The 18,103-nt window shown below is 60.3% G+C and carries 14 protein-coding genes; 10 read left to right on the top strand and 4 right to left on the bottom strand.

The genetic code is table 11. The annotated features are described in order from the left end of the window. Positions 1-20: 20 nt before the first annotated feature. Positions 21-986, bottom strand: a complete 966-nt coding sequence (locus BSF40_RS14005) for a 2-hydroxyacid dehydrogenase (RefSeq protein WP_095965559.1) — start codon at positions 984-986, stop codon at positions 21-23. Positions 987-1,078: 92 nt separating this feature from the next. On the opposite strand from BSF40_RS14005, the gene BSF40_RS14000 reads away from it, so the two are divergent. The 7 genes from BSF40_RS14000 (at position 1,079) to BSF40_RS13970 (ending at position 11,687) form a co-directional block, all read left to right on the top strand. Beyond that, a complete protein-coding gene (locus tag BSF40_RS14000; protein WP_095965558.1) occupies positions 1,079-1,708 on the top strand; it encodes a LysE family translocator in 630 nt (209 codons plus the stop codon). Positions 1,709-1,883: 175 nt separating this feature from the next. Continuing rightward, positions 1,884-3,566, top strand: coding sequence for a fatty acid--CoA ligase (locus BSF40_RS13995; RefSeq protein ID WP_095965557.1), 1,683 nt, complete (start codon positions 1,884-1,886; stop codon positions 3,564-3,566). Positions 3,567-3,905: 339 nt separating this feature from the next. Beyond that, positions 3,906-5,810 (top strand): DUF1302 domain-containing protein, encoded by a 1,905-nt coding sequence (locus tag BSF40_RS13990; protein WP_095965556.1) that lies wholly within the window; start codon positions 3,906-3,908, stop codon positions 5,808-5,810. 28 nt (positions 5,811-5,838) lie between these two features. Further along, positions 5,839-7,203, top strand: a complete 1,365-nt coding sequence (locus BSF40_RS13985; RefSeq protein ID WP_095965555.1) for a DUF1329 domain-containing protein — start codon at positions 5,839-5,841, stop codon at positions 7,201-7,203. 173 nt (positions 7,204-7,376) lie between these two features. After that, positions 7,377-10,115 carry a LuxR C-terminal-related transcriptional regulator gene (locus BSF40_RS13980; RefSeq protein WP_095965554.1) on the top strand — a complete coding sequence of 913 codons (2,739 nt, stop codon included), beginning with the start codon at positions 7,377-7,379 and terminating at the stop codon, positions 10,113-10,115. Positions 10,116-10,202: 87 nt separating this feature from the next. Further along, positions 10,203-10,844 (top strand): MBL fold metallo-hydrolase, encoded by a 642-nt coding sequence (locus BSF40_RS13975; protein ID WP_095965553.1) that lies wholly within the window; start codon positions 10,203-10,205, stop codon positions 10,842-10,844. Positions 10,845-10,946: 102 nt separating this feature from the next. Next, positions 10,947-11,687, top strand: coding sequence for an OmpA family protein (locus BSF40_RS13970; protein WP_095965552.1), 741 nt, complete (start codon positions 10,947-10,949; stop codon positions 11,685-11,687). Between the two features lie 272 nt (positions 11,688-11,959). Here the strand turns inward: BSF40_RS13970 and BSF40_RS13965 are convergent, their stop codons facing one another. Further along, positions 11,960-12,394, bottom strand: a complete 435-nt coding sequence (locus BSF40_RS13965) for a YhcB family protein (protein ID WP_007972560.1) — start codon at positions 12,392-12,394, stop codon at positions 11,960-11,962. A 144-nt stretch (positions 12,395-12,538) separates the two neighbouring features. On the opposite strand from BSF40_RS13965, the gene BSF40_RS13960 reads away from it, so the two are divergent. The 3 genes from BSF40_RS13960 to zapE all read left to right on the top strand — a co-directional run bounded on the left by BSF40_RS13960 (position 12,539) and on the right by zapE (position 15,733). Continuing rightward, positions 12,539-13,168, top strand: a complete 630-nt coding sequence (locus tag BSF40_RS13960; protein ID WP_095965551.1) for an alpha/beta hydrolase — start codon at positions 12,539-12,541, stop codon at positions 13,166-13,168. 24 nt (positions 13,169-13,192) lie between these two features. Continuing rightward, on the top strand, positions 13,193-14,548 hold the full coding sequence (locus tag BSF40_RS13955) for a tryptophan--tRNA ligase (protein WP_095965550.1): 1,356 nt from the start codon (positions 13,193-13,195) through the stop codon (positions 14,546-14,548). A 90-nt stretch (positions 14,549-14,638) separates the two neighbouring features. Then, the gene (gene zapE / locus BSF40_RS13950; RefSeq protein WP_033047639.1) at positions 14,639-15,733 is read left to right on the top strand and encodes a cell division protein ZapE; all 1,095 of its coding nucleotides are present in this window, start codon (positions 14,639-14,641) and stop codon (positions 15,731-15,733) included. A 105-nt stretch (positions 15,734-15,838) separates the two neighbouring features. Here zapE and BSF40_RS13945 read toward each other — a convergent pair whose 3' ends face one another. Together BSF40_RS13945 and BSF40_RS13940 are read right to left on the bottom strand one after the other, a co-directional pair. Next, positions 15,839-16,822, bottom strand: a complete 984-nt coding sequence (locus BSF40_RS13945) for an asparaginase (RefSeq protein WP_095965549.1) — start codon at positions 16,820-16,822, stop codon at positions 15,839-15,841. 77 nt (positions 16,823-16,899) lie between these two features. After that, positions 16,900-18,093, bottom strand: a complete 1,194-nt coding sequence (locus BSF40_RS13940) for a hypothetical protein (RefSeq protein WP_095965548.1) — start codon at positions 18,091-18,093, stop codon at positions 16,900-16,902. Between the last annotated feature and the right edge of the window lie 10 nt (positions 18,094-18,103).

The following is an 18,103-nucleotide window of genomic DNA, read 5'->3' as shown; positions in this document are numbered from 1 at the left end:
AAAAAAAGTGCCGCAGTTTATCAACTGACGACCCGCAGCGCCTTACCGCTGAAGTATCCCAGTGCGTTTTCGGTCACTTGGCCGACGATCCGCTGGCGCGCTTCACGGCTGCCCCAGGCGTTGTGCGGGGTGACGATCAGGCGCGGGATGTCGTGGGCCAGCAGTGGATTGCCGTTGACGGGAGGCTCGACGCTCAGCACGTCAGTGGCGGCGCCGCCCAGATGACCGTTGCGCAAGGCATCGGCCAGCGCCTGTTCGTCGATCAGGCCGCCGCGGGCGGTGTTGACCAGGAACGCTTCGGGTTTCATCGAGGCCAGTTCGCGGGCACCGATGAAGTGACGGGTGTGTTCGTTGAGCGGGCAGTGCAGGGTCAGGGCATCGACTTGCGGTAGCAGTTCAGTCAGTGGCAGACGGTCCGGCCGGGCAGGGCGCCCGGGAATCTGCCCCAGCAGCACGCGCATGCCGAAGGCTTCAGCCAGCCGTGCGACCGCGCCGCCCAGTTCGCCGTGACCCAGCAGGCCAAGGGTTTTGCCTTCGAGTTCGACAATCGGGTAGTCCAGCAAGCAGAACTGTTTGGCCTGTTGCCAGCGGCCTGCGCCGACGGCTTTTTGATAATCGGCCAGGCGCGTGGCCAGGTTGAGCAGCAGCATGATCGTGTGCTGCGCCACCGACGGCGTGCCATAGCCCTGGCAGTTACACACGGTTATCCCGTGGGCGCGGGCGGCAGCGAGGTCGACGTTGTTGGTGCCGGTGGCGGTGATCAGGATCAGCTTGAGGTCAGGGCTGGCGGCCATGGCGGCGGCGTCGATCAGGATCTTGTTACTGATGGCGACCGTGGCGCCCTTGAGGTGTTCGATGACTTGATCGGGCAAGGTCTGGGCGAACAGCTGCAATTCGCTGAAACAACTGCGCAGGGGGTTGAGGTCAAGGTCGCCGAGATCCAGGGACGGGTGGTCGAGGAAAACGGCGCGGCGAGTATTCGTCATCAACTGTACCTTTTGTGCATTGAACTGAAGGCGTAATCTGCCGAGCCTACCAGATGAAATAAATAGTTACGCTTGGCCTGAAGGAGCCCCACATGTACTGGACAGAGTTCTTGACCGTTGCCCTGATTCACTTGCTGGCCGTGGCCAGCCCCGGCCCGGACTTTGCCGTGGTGGTACGTGAAAGTGTTACCCACGGCCGCCGCGCGGGCACCTGGACCGCACTGGGTGTGGGCACGGCGATTTTCCTGCACGTGGGTTACTCGCTCTTGGGTATCGGCCTGATCGTGTCCCAGTCGATCGTGCTGTTCAACGCCTTGAAATGGGCCGCCGCCGCTTACCTGCTGTACATCGGTTACAAGGCACTGCGCGCGCAACCGGCCAAGCCTGTGGCGGACGATCTGCACAAGGAAGCCGGCGAGCGCACGGCCCGTGGTGCCTTTGCCTCGGGTTTCGTCACCAACGGTCTCAACCCGAAAGCCACGCTGTTCTTCCTCTCGCTGTTCACTGTGGTGATCAACCCGCACACACCACTGGCCGTGCAGGCCGGTTACGGGGTTTACCTGGCAGTCGCGACAGCGACCTGGTTTTGCCTGGTGGCGATGTTGTTCAGCCAGCAGCGCGTACGCGCCGGTTTTGCGCGCATGGGGCACTGGTTCGACCGGACCATGGGCGCGGTGCTGATTGCGATTGGCGTGAAGCTCGCTTTTACCGAGATGCATTGATCAAAGGTGATTCCCTGTAGGGGCTGTTGCGGTGCGTAATAAATGGCAAATACTGGCGTAATGCCAGTATTTGCAGGGCTCTACAAATCATTCCTTTGGCTGATTTGGCTGACGATCAGGGGCACTAAAGTGCGTACTTTCAGTCACGTCCGTGCAGTCAGAAAAAGGGATTCTTATGTTGCAGACTCGCGTTATCCCCCCGGCCGAAGGCGCTTACCAATACCCGCTGCTGATCAAGCGGCTGCTGATGTCCGGTGCCCGTTATGAGAAAACCCGCGAGATCATCTACCGCGACAAGTTGCGCTACAGCTACCCGACCCTGATCGAACGGGTGGCCCGCCTGGCCAACGTGCTGACAGCGGCCGGGGTCAAGCCCGGGGATGCCGTGGGTGTGATGGACTGGGACAGCCATCGTTACCTGGAGTGCATGTTCGCCATCCCGATGATCGGCGCTGTTATCCACACCATCAACGTGCGCCTGTCGCCGGAACAGATCCTCTACACCATGAACCACGCCGAGGACCGCTTTGTGCTGGTCAACAGTGAGTTCGTCGGCCTCTACAAGGCCATCGAAGGGCATCTGACCACGGTCGACAAAACCCTGTTGCTGACTGATCTGCCGGAAAAAACCGCGGACCTGCCGAACCTCGTCGGCGAATACGAACAACTGCTGGCCGCGGCGAGCCCGCAGTACGATTTCCAGGATTTCGACGAAAACTCGGTCGCGACCACGTTCTACACCACCGGCACCACCGGCAATCCCAAGGGCGTGTACTTCACCCATCGGCAACTGGTGCTGCACACCATGGGCGTGTCGACCATCATGGGCGCGATCGACAGCGTGCGCCTGCTGGGTACCAGCGACGTTTACATGCCGATCACCCCGATGTTCCACGTCCACGCCTGGGGCTTGCCGTATGTGGCGACCATGCTCGGACTCAAGCAGGTGTACCCCGGCCGCTATGACCCGGAGTACCTGGTGGAGTTGTGGCACAAGGAGAAGGTCACGTTCTCCCATTGCGTGCCGACCATCCTGCAGATGGTCCTCAATGCCAAGGCTGCGCAGAACGTCGACTTCGGCGGCTGGAAAATCGTCATCGGCGGCAGCGCCCTGAACCGTACGTTGTACGAGGCGGCCAAGGCCAAGGGCATTCAGTTGACCGCCGCCTACGGCATGTCGGAAACCGGGCCACTGGTCTCGTGCGCGCACTTGAACGATGAATTGATGGCCGGCACCGAAGACGAACGCACCACCTACCGGATCAAGGCCGGCGTGCCCGGGCCGCTGGTGGAGGCGGCGATCGTCGACACCGAGGGCAACTTCCTGCCCGCTGACGGCGAGACCCAGGGCGAACTGGTGCTGCGCGCACCCTGGCTGACCGAGGGTTATTTCAACGAGCCGCAGAAGGGCGCCGAGCTCTGGGCCGGAGGCTGGCTGCACACCGGCGACGTGGCGACCCTGGACAGCATGGGGGTGATCGACATTCGTGACCGCATCAAGGACGTGATCAAGACCGGTGGCGAGTGGATCTCCTCCCTGGACCTGGAAGACCTGATCAGTCGTCATGTGGCGGTACGTGAAGTAGCAGTGGTGGGGATCCCTGATCCGCAGTGGGGAGAGCGGCCGTTTGCCCTGCTCGTAGTCCGTGAAGGTCACGTCATCGGGGCGAGGGAACTCAAGGAACACCTCAAGCCTTTTGTGGAGCTGGGGCACCTGAGCAAGTGGGCGATTCCGAGCCAGATCGCCCTTGTTACTGAAATTCCCAAGACCAGCGTCGGCAAGCTCGACAAGAAGCGCATTCGTGTCGACATCAGCGAATGGCAGGCCACCAACAGCACCTTCCTCTCGACGCTTTGAGCACCTCCCGGTGTGCCCGAAAGGGCACGCCAGCCCCACCAAGCAAGCGCTTGGCTTGTCAAATCGAAATTTTCAGCCATCCTTGCCGTGCCGACGGGTGTCGGCCTGGCGAAAGGACTGTTCCAGAGTGGCTGGCAACTGCAAATCACACTTTAGAGGGATCAAGCGCTACTACCTGCTGGCTATAGTCCGCTCAAGGATTTTTAAGAACGGGGCAACCGCACGAACCGGGGCGATGCAACTTTGGAATGACTTTGGGATGCCATGGCTCCCGGTTATCCACAGCGTTTTTAGAAGTGCTCAATGCCATAAAAATAAAATGCACATGGAGTAGCGTCGATGACATCAGTAAACCAGTTCTGGCGCCGGGCGAAGCTGCCCCTGGCTGTCAGTCTTGCCTCTACGCTCGCCGGGCCAGCATTCGGCGTCAGTTTCAACGTCGGTGAAATCGAAGGTCAATTCGACTCATCCCTGTCGCTCGGTGCCAGTTGGTCTACCGAAAGTGCCAACAAGAACCTCATCGGTGTCAACAACGGCGGCAAGGGTCTGTCCCAGACTTCTGATGACGGTCACCTGAACTTCAAGAGCGGGGAAACCTTCTCGAAGATCTTCAAGGGCATCCATGACCTTGAACTGAAATACGGCGATACCGGTGTTTTTGTCCGTGGCAAATACTGGTACGACTTTGAACTGAAGGACGAAAGCCGTCCGTTCAAGGACATCAGCGATGACGGCCGCAAGGAAGGCGCCAAGTCCGCCGGCGGCCAGATCCTCGACGCCTTCGTCTATCACAACTACTCCATTGCCGATCAACCAGGCTCCGTACGTCTGGGCAAGCAGGTGGTGAGCTGGGGTGAAAGTACCTTCATCGGTGGCGGCATCAACTCGATCAACCCGATCGATGTGTCCGCGTTCCGTCGTCCGGGTGCCGAGATCAAGGAAGGCCTGATCCCGGTCAACATGTTCTATGTGTCCCAGAGCCTGACCGAAAACCTCTCGGCCGAAGCGTTCTATCAAATTGAATGGGACCAGACCGTCGTCGACAACTGCGGCACGTTCTTCTCCCAGCCAGACATCGTTGCCGACGGCTGCGACGACAACCTGCGTGTACTGGCCAAGCGTTCGCAGATTCCGGCCATTGCCCTGGGACCTTTGGCCGCCAACGGCGTGGACGTCAACAATGAGGGTGTTCTGGTGCGTCGTGGCCCCGATCGGGATGCCCGCGACGGCGGTCAGTGGGGCGCGTCCCTCAAGTACATGTTCGAACCGCTGGATACCGAGTTCGGCGCCTACTTCATGAACTACCACAGCCGTGCGCCGATCTTCAGCGCAACAGGCGCGCCGCAGTCGGTCTACAACACTGCAGCGGCACTCCAGGGTGGCCCGTTCGCCGCGCTGGCGCCATTGCTGGTGGCGGGTAATTCGCAGTACTTCATCGAATACCCGGAAGACATTCGCCTGTATGGCCTGAGCTTCTCCACCACCCTGCCTACCGGTACGGCGTGGAGCGGCGAGATCAGCTACCGTCCGAACGCTCCGGTGCAACTCAACTCCACCGACATCCTGTTCTCCGGTGTCCGTCCTATAGGCAACAACAACCCAAACAACCCGTTGACCAATGCATCGCTGCTTACCGGCGTGCCGGGTCAGGACCTGCACGGGTATCGTCGCAAGGAAATCACCCAGTTCCAGACCACCCTGACGCACTTCTTCGACCAGGTCATGGGCGCCAGCCGCCTGACCCTGGTGGGCGAGGTGGGCGTGACCCACGTCGGCGGCCTGGAAAGCACTTCCGACGTTCGTTATGGCCGCGATCCGGTCTACGGCCCGGGTGAGTTGCCACCTTCTGGCGCGCTCGATACCTGCGTGGCGCTCAACACCAGCACCATCAACGGTGCCGGCCCGGGTACGCCGACCAACAATCGCAGCCGCAACTGCAACGACGAAGGCTTCACCACCGCGACTTCGTGGGGCTACCGCGGTCGTGCCATCTGGGAATACAACGACGTGTTTGCCGGTGTGAACCTCAAGCCGAACGTGGCCTGGTCCCATGACGTGGAAGGTTACTCCCCTGGCCCTGGCGGCAACTTCGAGGAAGGCCGCAAGGCGGTCAGCCTCGGTGTCGATGCCGAGTACCAGAACACCTACACCGCGAGCCTGGCCTACACCAACTTCTTCGACGGCAAGTACACCACCGTGGATGACCGCGACTTCGTTGCGCTCAGCGTCGGCGTGAACTTCTAAGCACAGTATTTTCAGGACGAACGCAAATATGAAAATAACAAAGAGTCTTTTCCACGCCGGTGTTCTGGGTCTTTCGCTGCTGGCGACCAGCGTCATCGCAGCGGTTCCCCAGGCCGAGGCCGACAAGCTGGGCAAGAGCCTGACCCCGATGGGCGCCGAAATGGCGGGTAACGCCGACGGTTCGATCCCGGCCTGGAAGCCGATGGCGAAGAACGCCGGTACGGTCGACAGCAAAGGTTTCCTGTCCAATCCGTTCGCCAGCGAAAAACCGCTGTTCACCATCACGGCGCAGAACGTCGACCAGTACAAGGACAAACTCGCACCGGGTCAGTACGCGATGTTCAAGCGCTACCCGGAAACCTTCAAGATGCCGGTCTATCCATCCCATCGCGGTGCTACCGTGCCGGATGATGTATTCGCCGCCATCAAACGCAACGCCACCAACACCAATCTGGTGTCCGGCGGCAACGGTCTGGAAAATTTCGAAACCGCCATTCCGTTCCCGATTCCGAAAAGCGGCGTTGAAGTCATCTGGAACCACATCACCCGTTATCGCGGGGGGAGCGTGACTCGTCTGGTGACCCAGGCCACGCCGCAGCCGAACGGCTCGTTCAGCCTGGTGTACTTCCAGGACCAGTTCGTGTTCCGCGACAAGATGAAGGATTACGACCCGAAAAACCCGGGCAACATCCTGTTCTACTTCAAGCAGAAAGTGACTGCGCCGGCGCGTCTGGCCGGTGGTGTACTGCTGGTTCACGAAACTCTCGACCAGGTCAAGGAGCCGCGCTCGGCGTGGGTCTACAACGCGGGCCAGCGTCGTGTGCGCCGTGCACCGCAAGTGTCCTATGACGGCCCGGGTACCGCAGCTGACGGCCTGCGTACTTCCGACAACCTGGACATGTTCAACGGTGCACCGGATCGTTACGACTGGAAGCTCGAAGGCAAGAAAGAGATGTACATCGGCTCCGATGCCTACAAGCTCGACGATCCGAAGCTCAAGTACGCCGACATCATCAAGGCCGGTCACATCAACCAGGACCTGGCGCGTTACGAGTTGCGTCGCGTGTGGCATGTAGTTGCCACCCTGAAGGAAGGTCAGCGCCACATCTACGCCAAGCGTGACTTCTACATTGACGAAGACACCTGGCAAGCAGCGGTCATCGACCATTACGACGGTCGCGGTCAATTGTGGCGCGTCGCCGAGGCGCATGCCGAGAACTACTACGACAAGCAAGTGCCGTGGTACGCCCTCGAAGCCCTGTATGACCTGCAGTCGGGTCGTTACCTGGCGCTGGGCATGAAGAACGAAGAGAAGTCGGCTTATGACTTCGGCTTCACTGCCACCACCAGCGACTTCACCCCGGCCGCCCTGCGTCAGGACGGTGTTCGCTAAGGTGAACTGAGTAGAGGCCGCACCCTCTGAAACGCCCCGACTGGTTCGGGGCGTTTTTTTGCTTGTAGACTTTTTGTAGCCATTTGTAGCAATTACCTTCATTCCCTATCCGTTTACGGCTAGTCTGCGGACATCTGCAACGCCGCCACCCGCAATTCAAACAAGAGCCGGCTATGACTGATTTGTCCACACCCCAAGGTTCTGCACCGGTTACCGTCGCGACACTCGACGGGCGGTTTTTCCGTCCGCCGTTGCCCGACGGCCATGTGCTGCGTCCACGTTTGTGCGAGCGTCTGAGTGCCGGGCTTGCAGGCAGGTTACTGCTGGTCAGTGCCCCGGCAGGGTTCGGCAAGAGTTCGCTGGCGGTGGAGTTCTGTCAGGGGTTGCCGGCACACTGGCAAAGTCTCTGGCTGGGGTTGAGCCCGCGAGACAGTGACCCGGGGCGCTTTCTCGAGCGGTTGCTGGAAGGCCTTCAGGACTATTTTCCGCACCTGGGCAGGCAATCCCTCGGGTTGTTGAAAATGCGCCAGCGCCATCAGCCGTTCGCATTCGAAGAGTGGCTCGACGGCTTGCTCGATGAACTGGCCGTACACCTGTCCACGGCGAAGCCCTTGCTGCTGGTGCTGGATGATTATCACTTGGCTCAGGGGCCGGTGCTGGACCGTTGCCTGCAGTTTTTCCTCAACCATCTTCCCGATGGTTTGCTGGTGATGGTCACCAGTCGCCAACGTCCCGACTGGCATCTGGCGCGGCTGCGGCTGTCGCGACAACTGCTTGAGCTGCATGAACAGGATCTGCGCCTGACCCACGACGAGGCCTTGAGCCTGCTCGACCGGCACAGCAGCTCCTTGCGCGGTGAGGCACTGGAAAACCTGATCCAGCGCAGTGAAGGCTGGGTTGCAGGGTTACGCTTCTGGCTGCTGGCGGCTTCGGAGGCGGGCACTGATGGCGCGCTGCCGCAATCGTTGCATGGCGGGGAAGGGCTGATCCGCGATTATCTGCTCGAAGAAGTCATCGATTGCCTGCCCGCCGAGGTCCAGTCGTTCCTCTATGACACGGCGCCCCAAGAGCGTTTCTGCAGCGAACTGTGCGATGCCGTTCGTGACGCTCATGACAGCGGGGAGATCCTGCGCTTCCTGCTTGCCCACCAAGTGTTCCTGGTGCCGCTGGACGAGCATGGTCATTGGTATCGTTATCATCATCTGTTTTCCGATCTGTTGCGTACGCGGCCGACGTCCCAGTCGATGGTGCCGGCCGCGAGCCTGCACCTGCGCGCCTGCCGCTGGTTCAATGCCCAGGGACTGCTCGATGAGGCGGTGGAGCAAGCGTTGCGTGCCGGTCACCTGGACGTCGCGGCGAACCTGGTGCAGAACCTCTCCGAAGAGCAACTGCTGGCCGAGCAGAATGTCGGCATGTTGCTGCGCTGGAAAATGGACTTGCCTGACAGCTTGCTGATCAGCACCCCGCGCCTGATTGTGCTGTATAGCTGGGCGCTGGGCCTGGCTTGCCAGCTGGATGCTGCCGAAGAGCTGGCCAGCCATCTGAGCCGCTTCCTGCCTGCTCCGTCGGCCACCGCCCAGAAGTCCATGCTGGCTCAATGGCTGGCGTTGAGTGGCATCATTGCCCGCGGGCGCGGCAATCGTGAACTGACGCTGCAGTACTGCCGCGAGGCATTGGAAAGTCTTCCGGCCAAGCGTTACGGCCAGCGTCTGATGTGCCTCTCGACCCTGTCCAACCTGGCCATTGCCGACGGTGATTTATGGCGGGCACGGGGACTGAACCGCGAATCGCTGGAGCTGGCGCAACGTGTCGGCAACCCGTTGTTCGAAGCGCTGGCGCACTACGATCGCGCACGGGTGCTGCAAGCGCGCGGGGAAATCTGTCGGGCACTGGAAGAGGTCCGTCAGGGCCTGCAACGCCTGCAGAGCTTGTCTGCACAACGGCTGTATGCGGTTCGCGCCCGGCTGACCCTGTACGAAGGCTTTTTGCTGGCCCTGCGCATGCAGCCGCAATTGGCGCGGGTGCGCTTGCAGGCCGGCCTGAGCGAGGCGCGCGCCTGTCGTGACATCAGCGTGCTAATCGGCCACTGCGTGATTGCCAGGCTGGAAGGCAGCAGCGGCGAGTTCGCCAAAGCCTTTGCCGAACTGGCCGAAGCCGAGCGGCTCATGCACATCTGGGACGTGCCACCGATCTACTACCTGGCCATGATCACCCTGGTCAAATGCGAGCTCTGGCTGGCCCAGGGGCGTACCGATCTGGCCGAGGCCTGGCTGGCGCGCCTGGGGCAGACCTACAACGGCGAAAACGGGGCGGCACCACCGGAGTTCCATCCGCAATTGCCCTTGCATATCGAATTGCAACAAGCCTTGCTGGACGTCATCCAGGGCCAGCCGATGCTGGCTGAAGGGCGATTGAATGCGCTGCTCGAACATGGCCAGCAAAGCGGTCGGCAGATGCTCAGTGCCATGGCGCTGACCCAGAAAGTGGCGTTGCTGCTGGGCAGCGGACGGGAGCCGGAAGCACGCAAGGCACTGGTCCAGGCGCTGGACGCCGCTGGCGGAGGCGTGCTGCAACCCTTCGAGGGTTTGCTGACCGAGCACCCGGACTGGCTGCGCGGGCAGCTTCAACAGTGTTCGCCAACCCCTGTTTCCCTGAGCCTCAGTGAAAAGCTGCCGGCGCTGACTGCTCGCCCCGGACCGGAACCCTGCGCGGCTGCGGAGCAACTCAGTACGCGGGAATTGGCGGTTCTGCGATTGATCGCCCAGGGCTGTTCGAACCAGGAAATCAGCGATCAGCTGTTTATTTCCCTGCACACGGTCAAGACCCACGCCAGCCACATCAACAGCAAACTCGGGGTCGAGCGACGTACGCAGGCCGTGGCGCGGGCGAAGGAGTTGGGGGTGCTGGGTTAAGGATTTTTCACGTTACACATCGCGGCCATTGGCTGGATACTCAATTGTGCGAAAATCGCCCGTCCCCGTTTATCGAGCAGGCCCCCGATGTCCCAGCATCCCACCCTCATCCGCGAAACCTTCCCCGTCGGCCCGTTGCAGTGCAACTGCACGATCATCGGCGATCCGGTGACGAAAAAGGCCATCGTCGTCGATCCGGGTGGCAATCATGAGCTGATCCTGGCGCGTCTCGATGCCCTGGGGCTGAAAGTGGTCAGCATCATTCACACCCACGCCCACCTCGATCACTTCCTGGCGTCCGGTCAACTCAAGGAGAAAACCGGCGCAACCTTGCATCTGCACAAGGAAGACCAGTTTCTCTGGGACAACCTGGAAATGCAGTGCCAGATGTTTGGTGTCCCTTACACCCCGGTGCCGTCCCCGGATCGCTGGCTGGCCGATGATGAAGAACTGGCCTGCGGTTGTGGCGTGGCGCTGCACACACCGGGTCACACGCCGGGCTCCATGAGCTTCTGGTTTTCCGAGGCCAGGTTGCTGATTGCCGGCGATACGCTGTTTCGTCGCGGAGTCGGGCGCACCGACTTATGGGGGGGCGATCAGGCGACCATCGTGCGTTCGATCAAGCAGCGTTTGTACACCCTTGACGAAGAGGCGACGGTGGTGGCGGGGCATGGTCCGGACACCCGTCTGGGCGATGAAATGCGTGAAAACCCCTTTGTACGGGCCTGATTTGTAACGAGCGGAATTTTTGTTCCCGGAAGTGATCCAACACCCGCAAAGGCTGTGCCTTGGTCCGTTGCACCACAGAATGCAAAAAAGTAGGAGCTATACATGTTCACCACGCGTCGTTTGATTATTGTCGCTACGGCTATGGCCGTTTTGTCCGGTTGTGCCTCGCCCAACCCTTACGGCGGTCAAGGCCAGGCTCAGGGGCAGACGGACAGCGGCTCCGAAGGCATGAGCAAGACTGCGAAGTATGGTGGTCTCGGCGCTCTGGCCGGTGCGCTGGCCGGTGCTGCGATCAACCACGATAACCGTGGCAAGGGTGCGCTTATCGGTGCGGCAGTAGTCGGTGCTTCCGCCGCCGGTTACGGCTACTACGCCGACCAGCAAGAGAAAAAACTGCGCGCCAGCATGGCCAACACCGGTGTTGAAGTGCAGCGCCAGGGCGACCAGATCAAGCTGATCATGCCGGGCAACATCACCTTTGCTACCGATTCGGCAAACATTGCCCCAAGTTTCTATCAACCGCTGAACAACCTGGCGGGCTCGCTGAAAGAGTTCAACCAGAACCAGATCGAAATCGTGGGCTACACCGACAGCACCGGCAGCCGCCAGCACAACATGGACCTGTCCCAGCGTCGCGCACAAAGCGTGGCCACCTACCTGACCTCGCAAGGGGTCAGCGGTGCCAACCTGAGCGCTCGTGGCGCGGGGCCGGACAGTCCGGTTGCCAGCAACGGCGACGCCAATGGCCGGGCGCAGAACCGCCGTGTAGAGGTCAACCTCAAGGCGATTCCGGGCCAGCAGTATGGTGGTCAGCAGCAAGGTACAGTTCAGCAGTACCCATAAGCGCCTGACTGAACCCTGGGCGTAAAAAGAGCCCGCCCTATCCTCAACAGATCGGGCGGGCTTTTTTGTGTTGCCAGATCCGGCTCCTTCGCGAGCAAGCCCGCTCCCACAGGTTATGTGTTGAATGCAGATTTTGTGTACGACATCGACCACTGTGGGAGCGGGCCTGCTCGCGAAGAGGCCAGACCAGGCAACAGAAATCTGGAACAGACAGAAATAAAAAGCCCCCGGACAATCACTCGTCCGGGGGCTTTGTCACACCTGAAACCTGTTTACTTCTTCAGGCCGTAATGCTCATCGAGCATGCCCGGTGCGTTCGGGGCTTTTGGTGCGTAGTCGCGAGGCGGCTCCTGATCGCGCGGTGGCGTCAGGCGTTCACGGGGTGCCTGCGCCGCATCGGCGTGCAGGGAGGCCAGCAGGCGTTGGCGAGTCTGTTCGTCCAGGGCCAGGCGGTTGGCACCCTCGGCGAGATGGTCCTGCACTTCCTGATAGCTCGCAGTCAGTTTCTTGACCAATGATGCAGTGCTGTTGAAGTGGGTCACCACTTCGTTCTGATAACTGTCGAAACGTTCCTGAATATCGTCCAGCTGACGTTGCGTGCTGCTAGGCGCGGCATTCGGCGCAAGGCGAGCGATCAGGAACCCAATGGCGACACCCACAACCAGGGCAAGAGTCGGTAGCAACCAAACTAAGAGCGAGTGTTCCACGAGTCCTTCCTCTATAAACGGCTTTGCTTTACGTTAACGGCTCGAACCTGCGCTGTATACCGCGATTCACTCGCAATAGACAGCCACAGACAATTTGCTAGACGAGTCGACCCGATTCGAGGTCACGGAGTTCCTTCCTTGCTTATGCGCGAAACCCCTGTAGTGATTGATGGCCCGGTGGGTCAACTGGAAGCCCTTTACCTGGACAACGAGCAGCCTCGCGGCCTGGCGCTGATCTGCCATCCAAACCCGGTCCAGGGTGGCACCATGCTCAACAAAGTGGTTTCGACCCTGCAGCGCACTGCGCGCGACGCCGGACTGGTCACCCTGCGCTTCAACTATCGTGGCGTTGGTGCCAGCGAGGGCTCCCACGACATGGGTACCGGTGAAGTTGATGATGCCCAGGCTGTCGCCGAATGGTTTCGCAACAAACACCCGGAGTTGCCGCTGACCCTGTTCGGTTTTTCTTTCGGCGGTTTTGTTGCAGCAAGTCTCGGCGGACGCCTTGAGGCCAAGGGCGAGCAGCTCAAGCACCTGTTCATGGTCGCGCCGGCGGTCATGCGCCTGGGGGACCAGGATCAACTGCCGCAGCAGGGCGAGCTGACCTTGATCCAGCCGGAAACCGACGAAGTGATCGATCCACAAATCGTTTACCAATGGTCCGAGAAGCTCGAACGTCCCCATGAGCTGCTGAAAGTGGCAGAATGCGGACACTTTTTTCATGGCAAGCTGACCGATCTCAAGGATCTGATCCTGCCGCGTCTCTCGAATTGATTGCAGTCTGACAAGCGATTACCCATGACGACTCGTACCCGTATCCTCACCGGCATCACCACCACCGGCACGCCGCACCTGGGCAACTACGCTGGCGCCATCCGCCCGGCGATCGTCGCCAGCCGTGACAGCAATGCCGATTCGTTCTACTTCCTGGCCGACTACCACGCCCTGATCAAGTGCGATGACCCGCTGCGCATCCAGCGCTCGCGTCTGGAAATCGCCGCGACCTGGCTGGCCGGTGGCCTGGATGTCGAGCGCGTGACCTTCTACCGCCAATCCGACATCCCGGAAATCCCCGAGCTGACCTGGCTGCTGACCTGCGTCGCCGCCAAGGGCCTGCTCAATCGCGCCCACGCCTACAAGGCTTCCGTGGACAAGAACGTCGAGACCGGCGAAGACCCGGACGCCGGCATCACCATGGGCCTGTACAGCTACCCGGTGCTGATGGCTGCGGACATCCTGATGTTCAACGCGCATAAGGTGCCGGTCGGTCGCGACCAGATCCAGCACGTGGAAATGGCGCGGGACATCGGCCAGCGCTTCAACCACCTGTTTGGCCAGGGCAAAGAGTTCTTCACCATGCCCGAGGCGTTGATCGAAGAGAGCGTTGCCACGTTGCCGGGACTGGATGGCCGCAAGATGTCGAAGAGCTACGACAACACCATCCCGCTGTTCAGCAGCGCCAAAGAGATGAAGGACGCGATTTCGCGGATCGTCACCGACTCCCGCGCACCCGGCGAAGCCAAGGACCCGGACAATTCGCACCTGTTCACCTTGTTCCAGGCGTTCGCCACCCCGGCGCAGGCCGACGAGTTCCGCAGCGAACTGTTGCAGGGCCTGGGTTGGGGTGAGGCGAAGAATCGTCTGTTCCAACTGCTGGACAATGAACTGGGCGAATCCCGTGAGCGCTACAACCAACTGATCGAGCGCCCGGCGGATCTGGAAGACATCCTGCAGCACGGCGCGAAAAAGGCTCGTGCGGTAGCGACACCCTTCCTCAATGAATTGCGTGAAGCGGTGGGCCTGCGCTCCTTCGTTGCCCAGACTCAGGTGGCGGCGACCATCAAGAAAAAAACCGCGAAAGCTGCGCGTTTTGTCAGCTTCCGTGAAGACGACGGCAGTTTCCGCTTCCGTCTGCTGGCCGCCGATGGTGAACAACTGCTGCTGTCGCGCAACTTCGCCGATGGCAAGACCGCCGGTCAGGTGACCAAGCAACTGCAATCGGGTCAGCCACTGGACGTGCGAAATGAAGAACTGAACTTCAGTGTCTGGCTGGAAGGCGAGTGCGTTGCCGACAGCCCGGCCTTTGTCGACAGTGCTGCGCGTGATGCTGCCGTCGAGGCTTTGCGCATCGCCCTGACACCTGTTCAGGAATAAACAACGGTCCGGCCCGACCAAGGGCCGATTGCCATTCCTCCGGGCCGTCGCTACAGTGTCGGCCCGTTTTTGTTGCCTTGCTAACGAATTATGACGCCCCTAGAACGATATCAAGCTGATCTGAAACGCCCGGAATTCTTCCATGATGCCGCGCAGGAAACTGCCGTGCGCCATTTGCAGCGCCTGTACGACGATCTGGTCGCGGCCGAGCAAAACAAGCCGGGCCTGCTGGGCAAGTTGTTTGGCAAGAAGGATCAGACCCCGGTCAAGGGCCTGTATTTCTGGGGCGGCGTAGGTCGCGGCAAGACTTACCTGGTGGACACCTTCTTCGAAGCGCTGCCCTTCAAGGAAAAGTCCCGTACGCACTTCCACCGCTTCATGAAGCGCGTGCACGAAGAGATGAAGACCCTGGGCGGCGAGAAAAACCCGCTGACCATCATCGCCAAGCGCTTCGCCACCGAAGCCCGGGTCATCTGCTTCGATGAATTCTTCGTTTCCGACATCACCGACGCCATGATCCTTGGCACCCTGATGGAAGAACTGTTCAAGAACGGCGTGACCCTGGTCGCGACGTCGAACATCGTGCCGGACGGTCTGTACAAGGACGGCCTGCAGCGCGCGCGCTTCCTGCCGGCCATTGCGCTGATCAAGCAGAATACCGAGATCGTCAACGTCGACAGCGGCGTCGACTATCGTCTGCGTCACCTCGAACAAGCCGAGCTGTTCCACTATCCGCTCGACGAAGCCGCCAACGAAAGCCTGCGCAAGAGCTTCCGAGCGCTAACACCGGAATGCACGGCGGCGGTCGAAAATGACGTGCTGATGATCGAAAATCGTGAAATTCGTGCCCTGCGCACCTGCGATGACGTGGCCTGGTTCAACTTCCGTGAACTGTGCGACGGCCCGCGCAGCCAGAACGACTACATCGAACTGGGCAAGATCTTCCACGCCGTGCTGCTCAGCGATGTCGAGCAGATGAGCGTCACCACCGACGACATCGCCCGCCGCTTCATCAACATGGTCGACGAGTTCTACGACCGTAACGTGAAGCTGATCATTTCTGCCGAAGTCGAACTCAAGGATCTGTACACCGGCGGGCGCTTGAACTTCGAGTTCCAGCGTACCCTGAGTCGTCTGCTGGAAATGCAATCCCACGAATTCCTGGCCCGGGCGCACAAGCCATAAGCGTTTAAATCGGTAGAGTGATTCGGAAAATGAAAGAGGCCTGCAAATGCAGGCCTTTTTTGTCAGCGCAATCCCCCTCCCACAGGTTTGTACATTGTTTTGAAGTCAAATGCCTTCGTTGAGATACCGCGCAAGCTCGTGCTGCCGTTGGCAACCGAGCAGCAGCCAAAGCAGAATCCGGGCTTTTCGCGGACATAGAAAACCCGCCATCGATGCACCCTTGCGGATCAAGTCCATCTCACCGCCGTCAAAACCGTAAGAAGCACGTGCGGTGGAGCCGGAACCGGTTCGGGTCGCAATGATCACGGGGATTCGTTCGGTAATATGCCCAATTCTTGTCGCCCAGCGCTGCGAGATGTGGCCGGCGCCAAAACCGCTGATCACCAGCCCGTCGTAACCGAGTGCGAAAATATTCTCCAGTAGCAGGGTGTCGGCCGAAAGTGAGGCCTCAAGCAGCGCAACTTTCTGTGTGGTCTGTTGCGGCAAAGGCAACACCGTGCGTGGCCCTGGCGGGCGCAGGTAGCGAACACGGTCTTCCAGCAGCAGGCCTGCGGGCCCCACAACTGGCGAGGAAAACGCCTGCAATGCCAGCGAATCGGTTTTGCGTACGCTGTACGCTTGATGAATCTGTCCGTTCATCACGACCTGGACGCCGCGCTGCCGGCTGTTCTGCGCCAGGGCAACGCGACATGCATCCAGCAGATTGGCCGGTCCATCGGCACCTGGCTGCGCTGCGGAACGCATGGCGCCGGTCAGCACCAAGGGGGTGTCGTAGGGCCACAGGTAATCCAAAAACACCGCGGCCTCTTCGAGGGTGTCGGTGCCTTGGGTTATCACGATCCCAGTGGTGCCCTGTTTGACCTGAAACTCAGCCCAGGACAATACGTCCAGCAAAAACTCGAAATCCAGGGATGCACTGGGCAGCAGGCCGAGGGTCTCAACGGTGACTCGGGCCAGCGTCGTCAGTTCCGGTATGGAGGTCAGCAGGGCTTCGCCGCTGACGGTCGGGATGACGCCTTCACCGGCATTGCTCGCTTGCATGCTTACCGTGCCGCCAAGTGCCACGATGGACAGTTTGGGCAGGTCCATGGGATACCTCGCTTGTTTGTAATGAAAAGTGGCTTCATCCGCTTTTGAGGCCGCGATATAGCCGAATGGCCGGGACATTAATCAGCGATCAGAAAGCCGATCAGCGGCACGATCAGCAGTGTGCTGATGGCCATCGACAGTACATTGGCGATGTAGGCGTGCATGTCGGCCGGTAATTTTTTGGCAATCACACAGGCCAGCGGTGGTGCGAGCAACGCCCCCAGCAGTGCACTTGAGACGATAATCTGCCAGCTGCCGCCATAGGCCAGAATCGCCGCGGGCACCACTGAAACCAGCGGGATGTAAGTGGGATACCAGCCGCGCAACATCCATTGTCGACGCCAGATCAGCAGGCCGATGGCCGAGGCCAATGCCTGCGCACCGATGATGTGCAGTAACAGGCCCGATCCGTACGCGGGGCTTGAAGGGTTCAAACTGTACGCCAGCAATGCACCCAGTATCAGGCCAAGGCTGGCCAGCTCATTGCCGAAGAACGGTGCTTCGGAAAAGTCCGCCAGAATCCGGCGCAGGCTCCAGATGACGCCATAGTCGGGCGCCTTGGCGGTGGCGATCAAGGTGGGGGGCGTTTGCGAAGGCCTGGATTTCACCAGATTCGGCCAATAGCGGCAGAACAGAAACGCCAGGACGCTGGCAACCGCCATGCCCAGTACATTGCCAATTACCGCAGGCAGGGCCAGCGGTTGGCACACGTAATTGACGATCAGCAGGCACATCGGTGTGACGAGTACGGCGCCCATGAGTGCGCCGTTGATCGTGACCTTCCAGCCTCCGCCAAACATCAACACCATCGCTGCTGGCAGCGAGACGAATGCTACGAATGTGGGTTGCCAGGTTGTGGCTGTCACCGTCCAGCCCCATAGCAGATTGCTCAGCAGCAGCCCGAGCAACGAGCTGGTGACCAGCCAGGGCCAAAGCCCCGTTCCATAAGAGATGGCAAATCCTTGCCAGGATTTCCCCGTTCGATTCGCCCAGTAAGCCAGATATGCGCCCGCCAGCAGACCGATCGAGGCGAACTCGTGCTTGTAGAAAGCCACCTCGCTGATGTCACCTAACACCCAGCGCAACCAGGCACTCGGTTCGGGTAGCAGCGATACCATGTCGCCGTAGCCGGGCCAATGCGCTCCCCAGAAAGTACGGTTGCTGAAAGAAAGCCAGACGATCAGCAGTGTCGCGCCGATTATTAGCAGGACGACGGCTTTATCAATCGGTGATTTGCGCGATGGTTGGTTTTTGTTGGTTGCAACTTCCATGCGGTAGGCC

The organism is Pseudomonas sp. ACN5, from assembly GCF_002303975.1.
Taxonomy (GTDB): domain Bacteria; phylum Pseudomonadota; class Gammaproteobacteria; order Pseudomonadales; family Pseudomonadaceae; genus Aquipseudomonas; species Aquipseudomonas laurylsulfatiphila.
The sequence above is the reverse complement of the archived record's forward strand: the minus strand, read 5'-3'. Positions and strand labels throughout refer to the sequence as shown.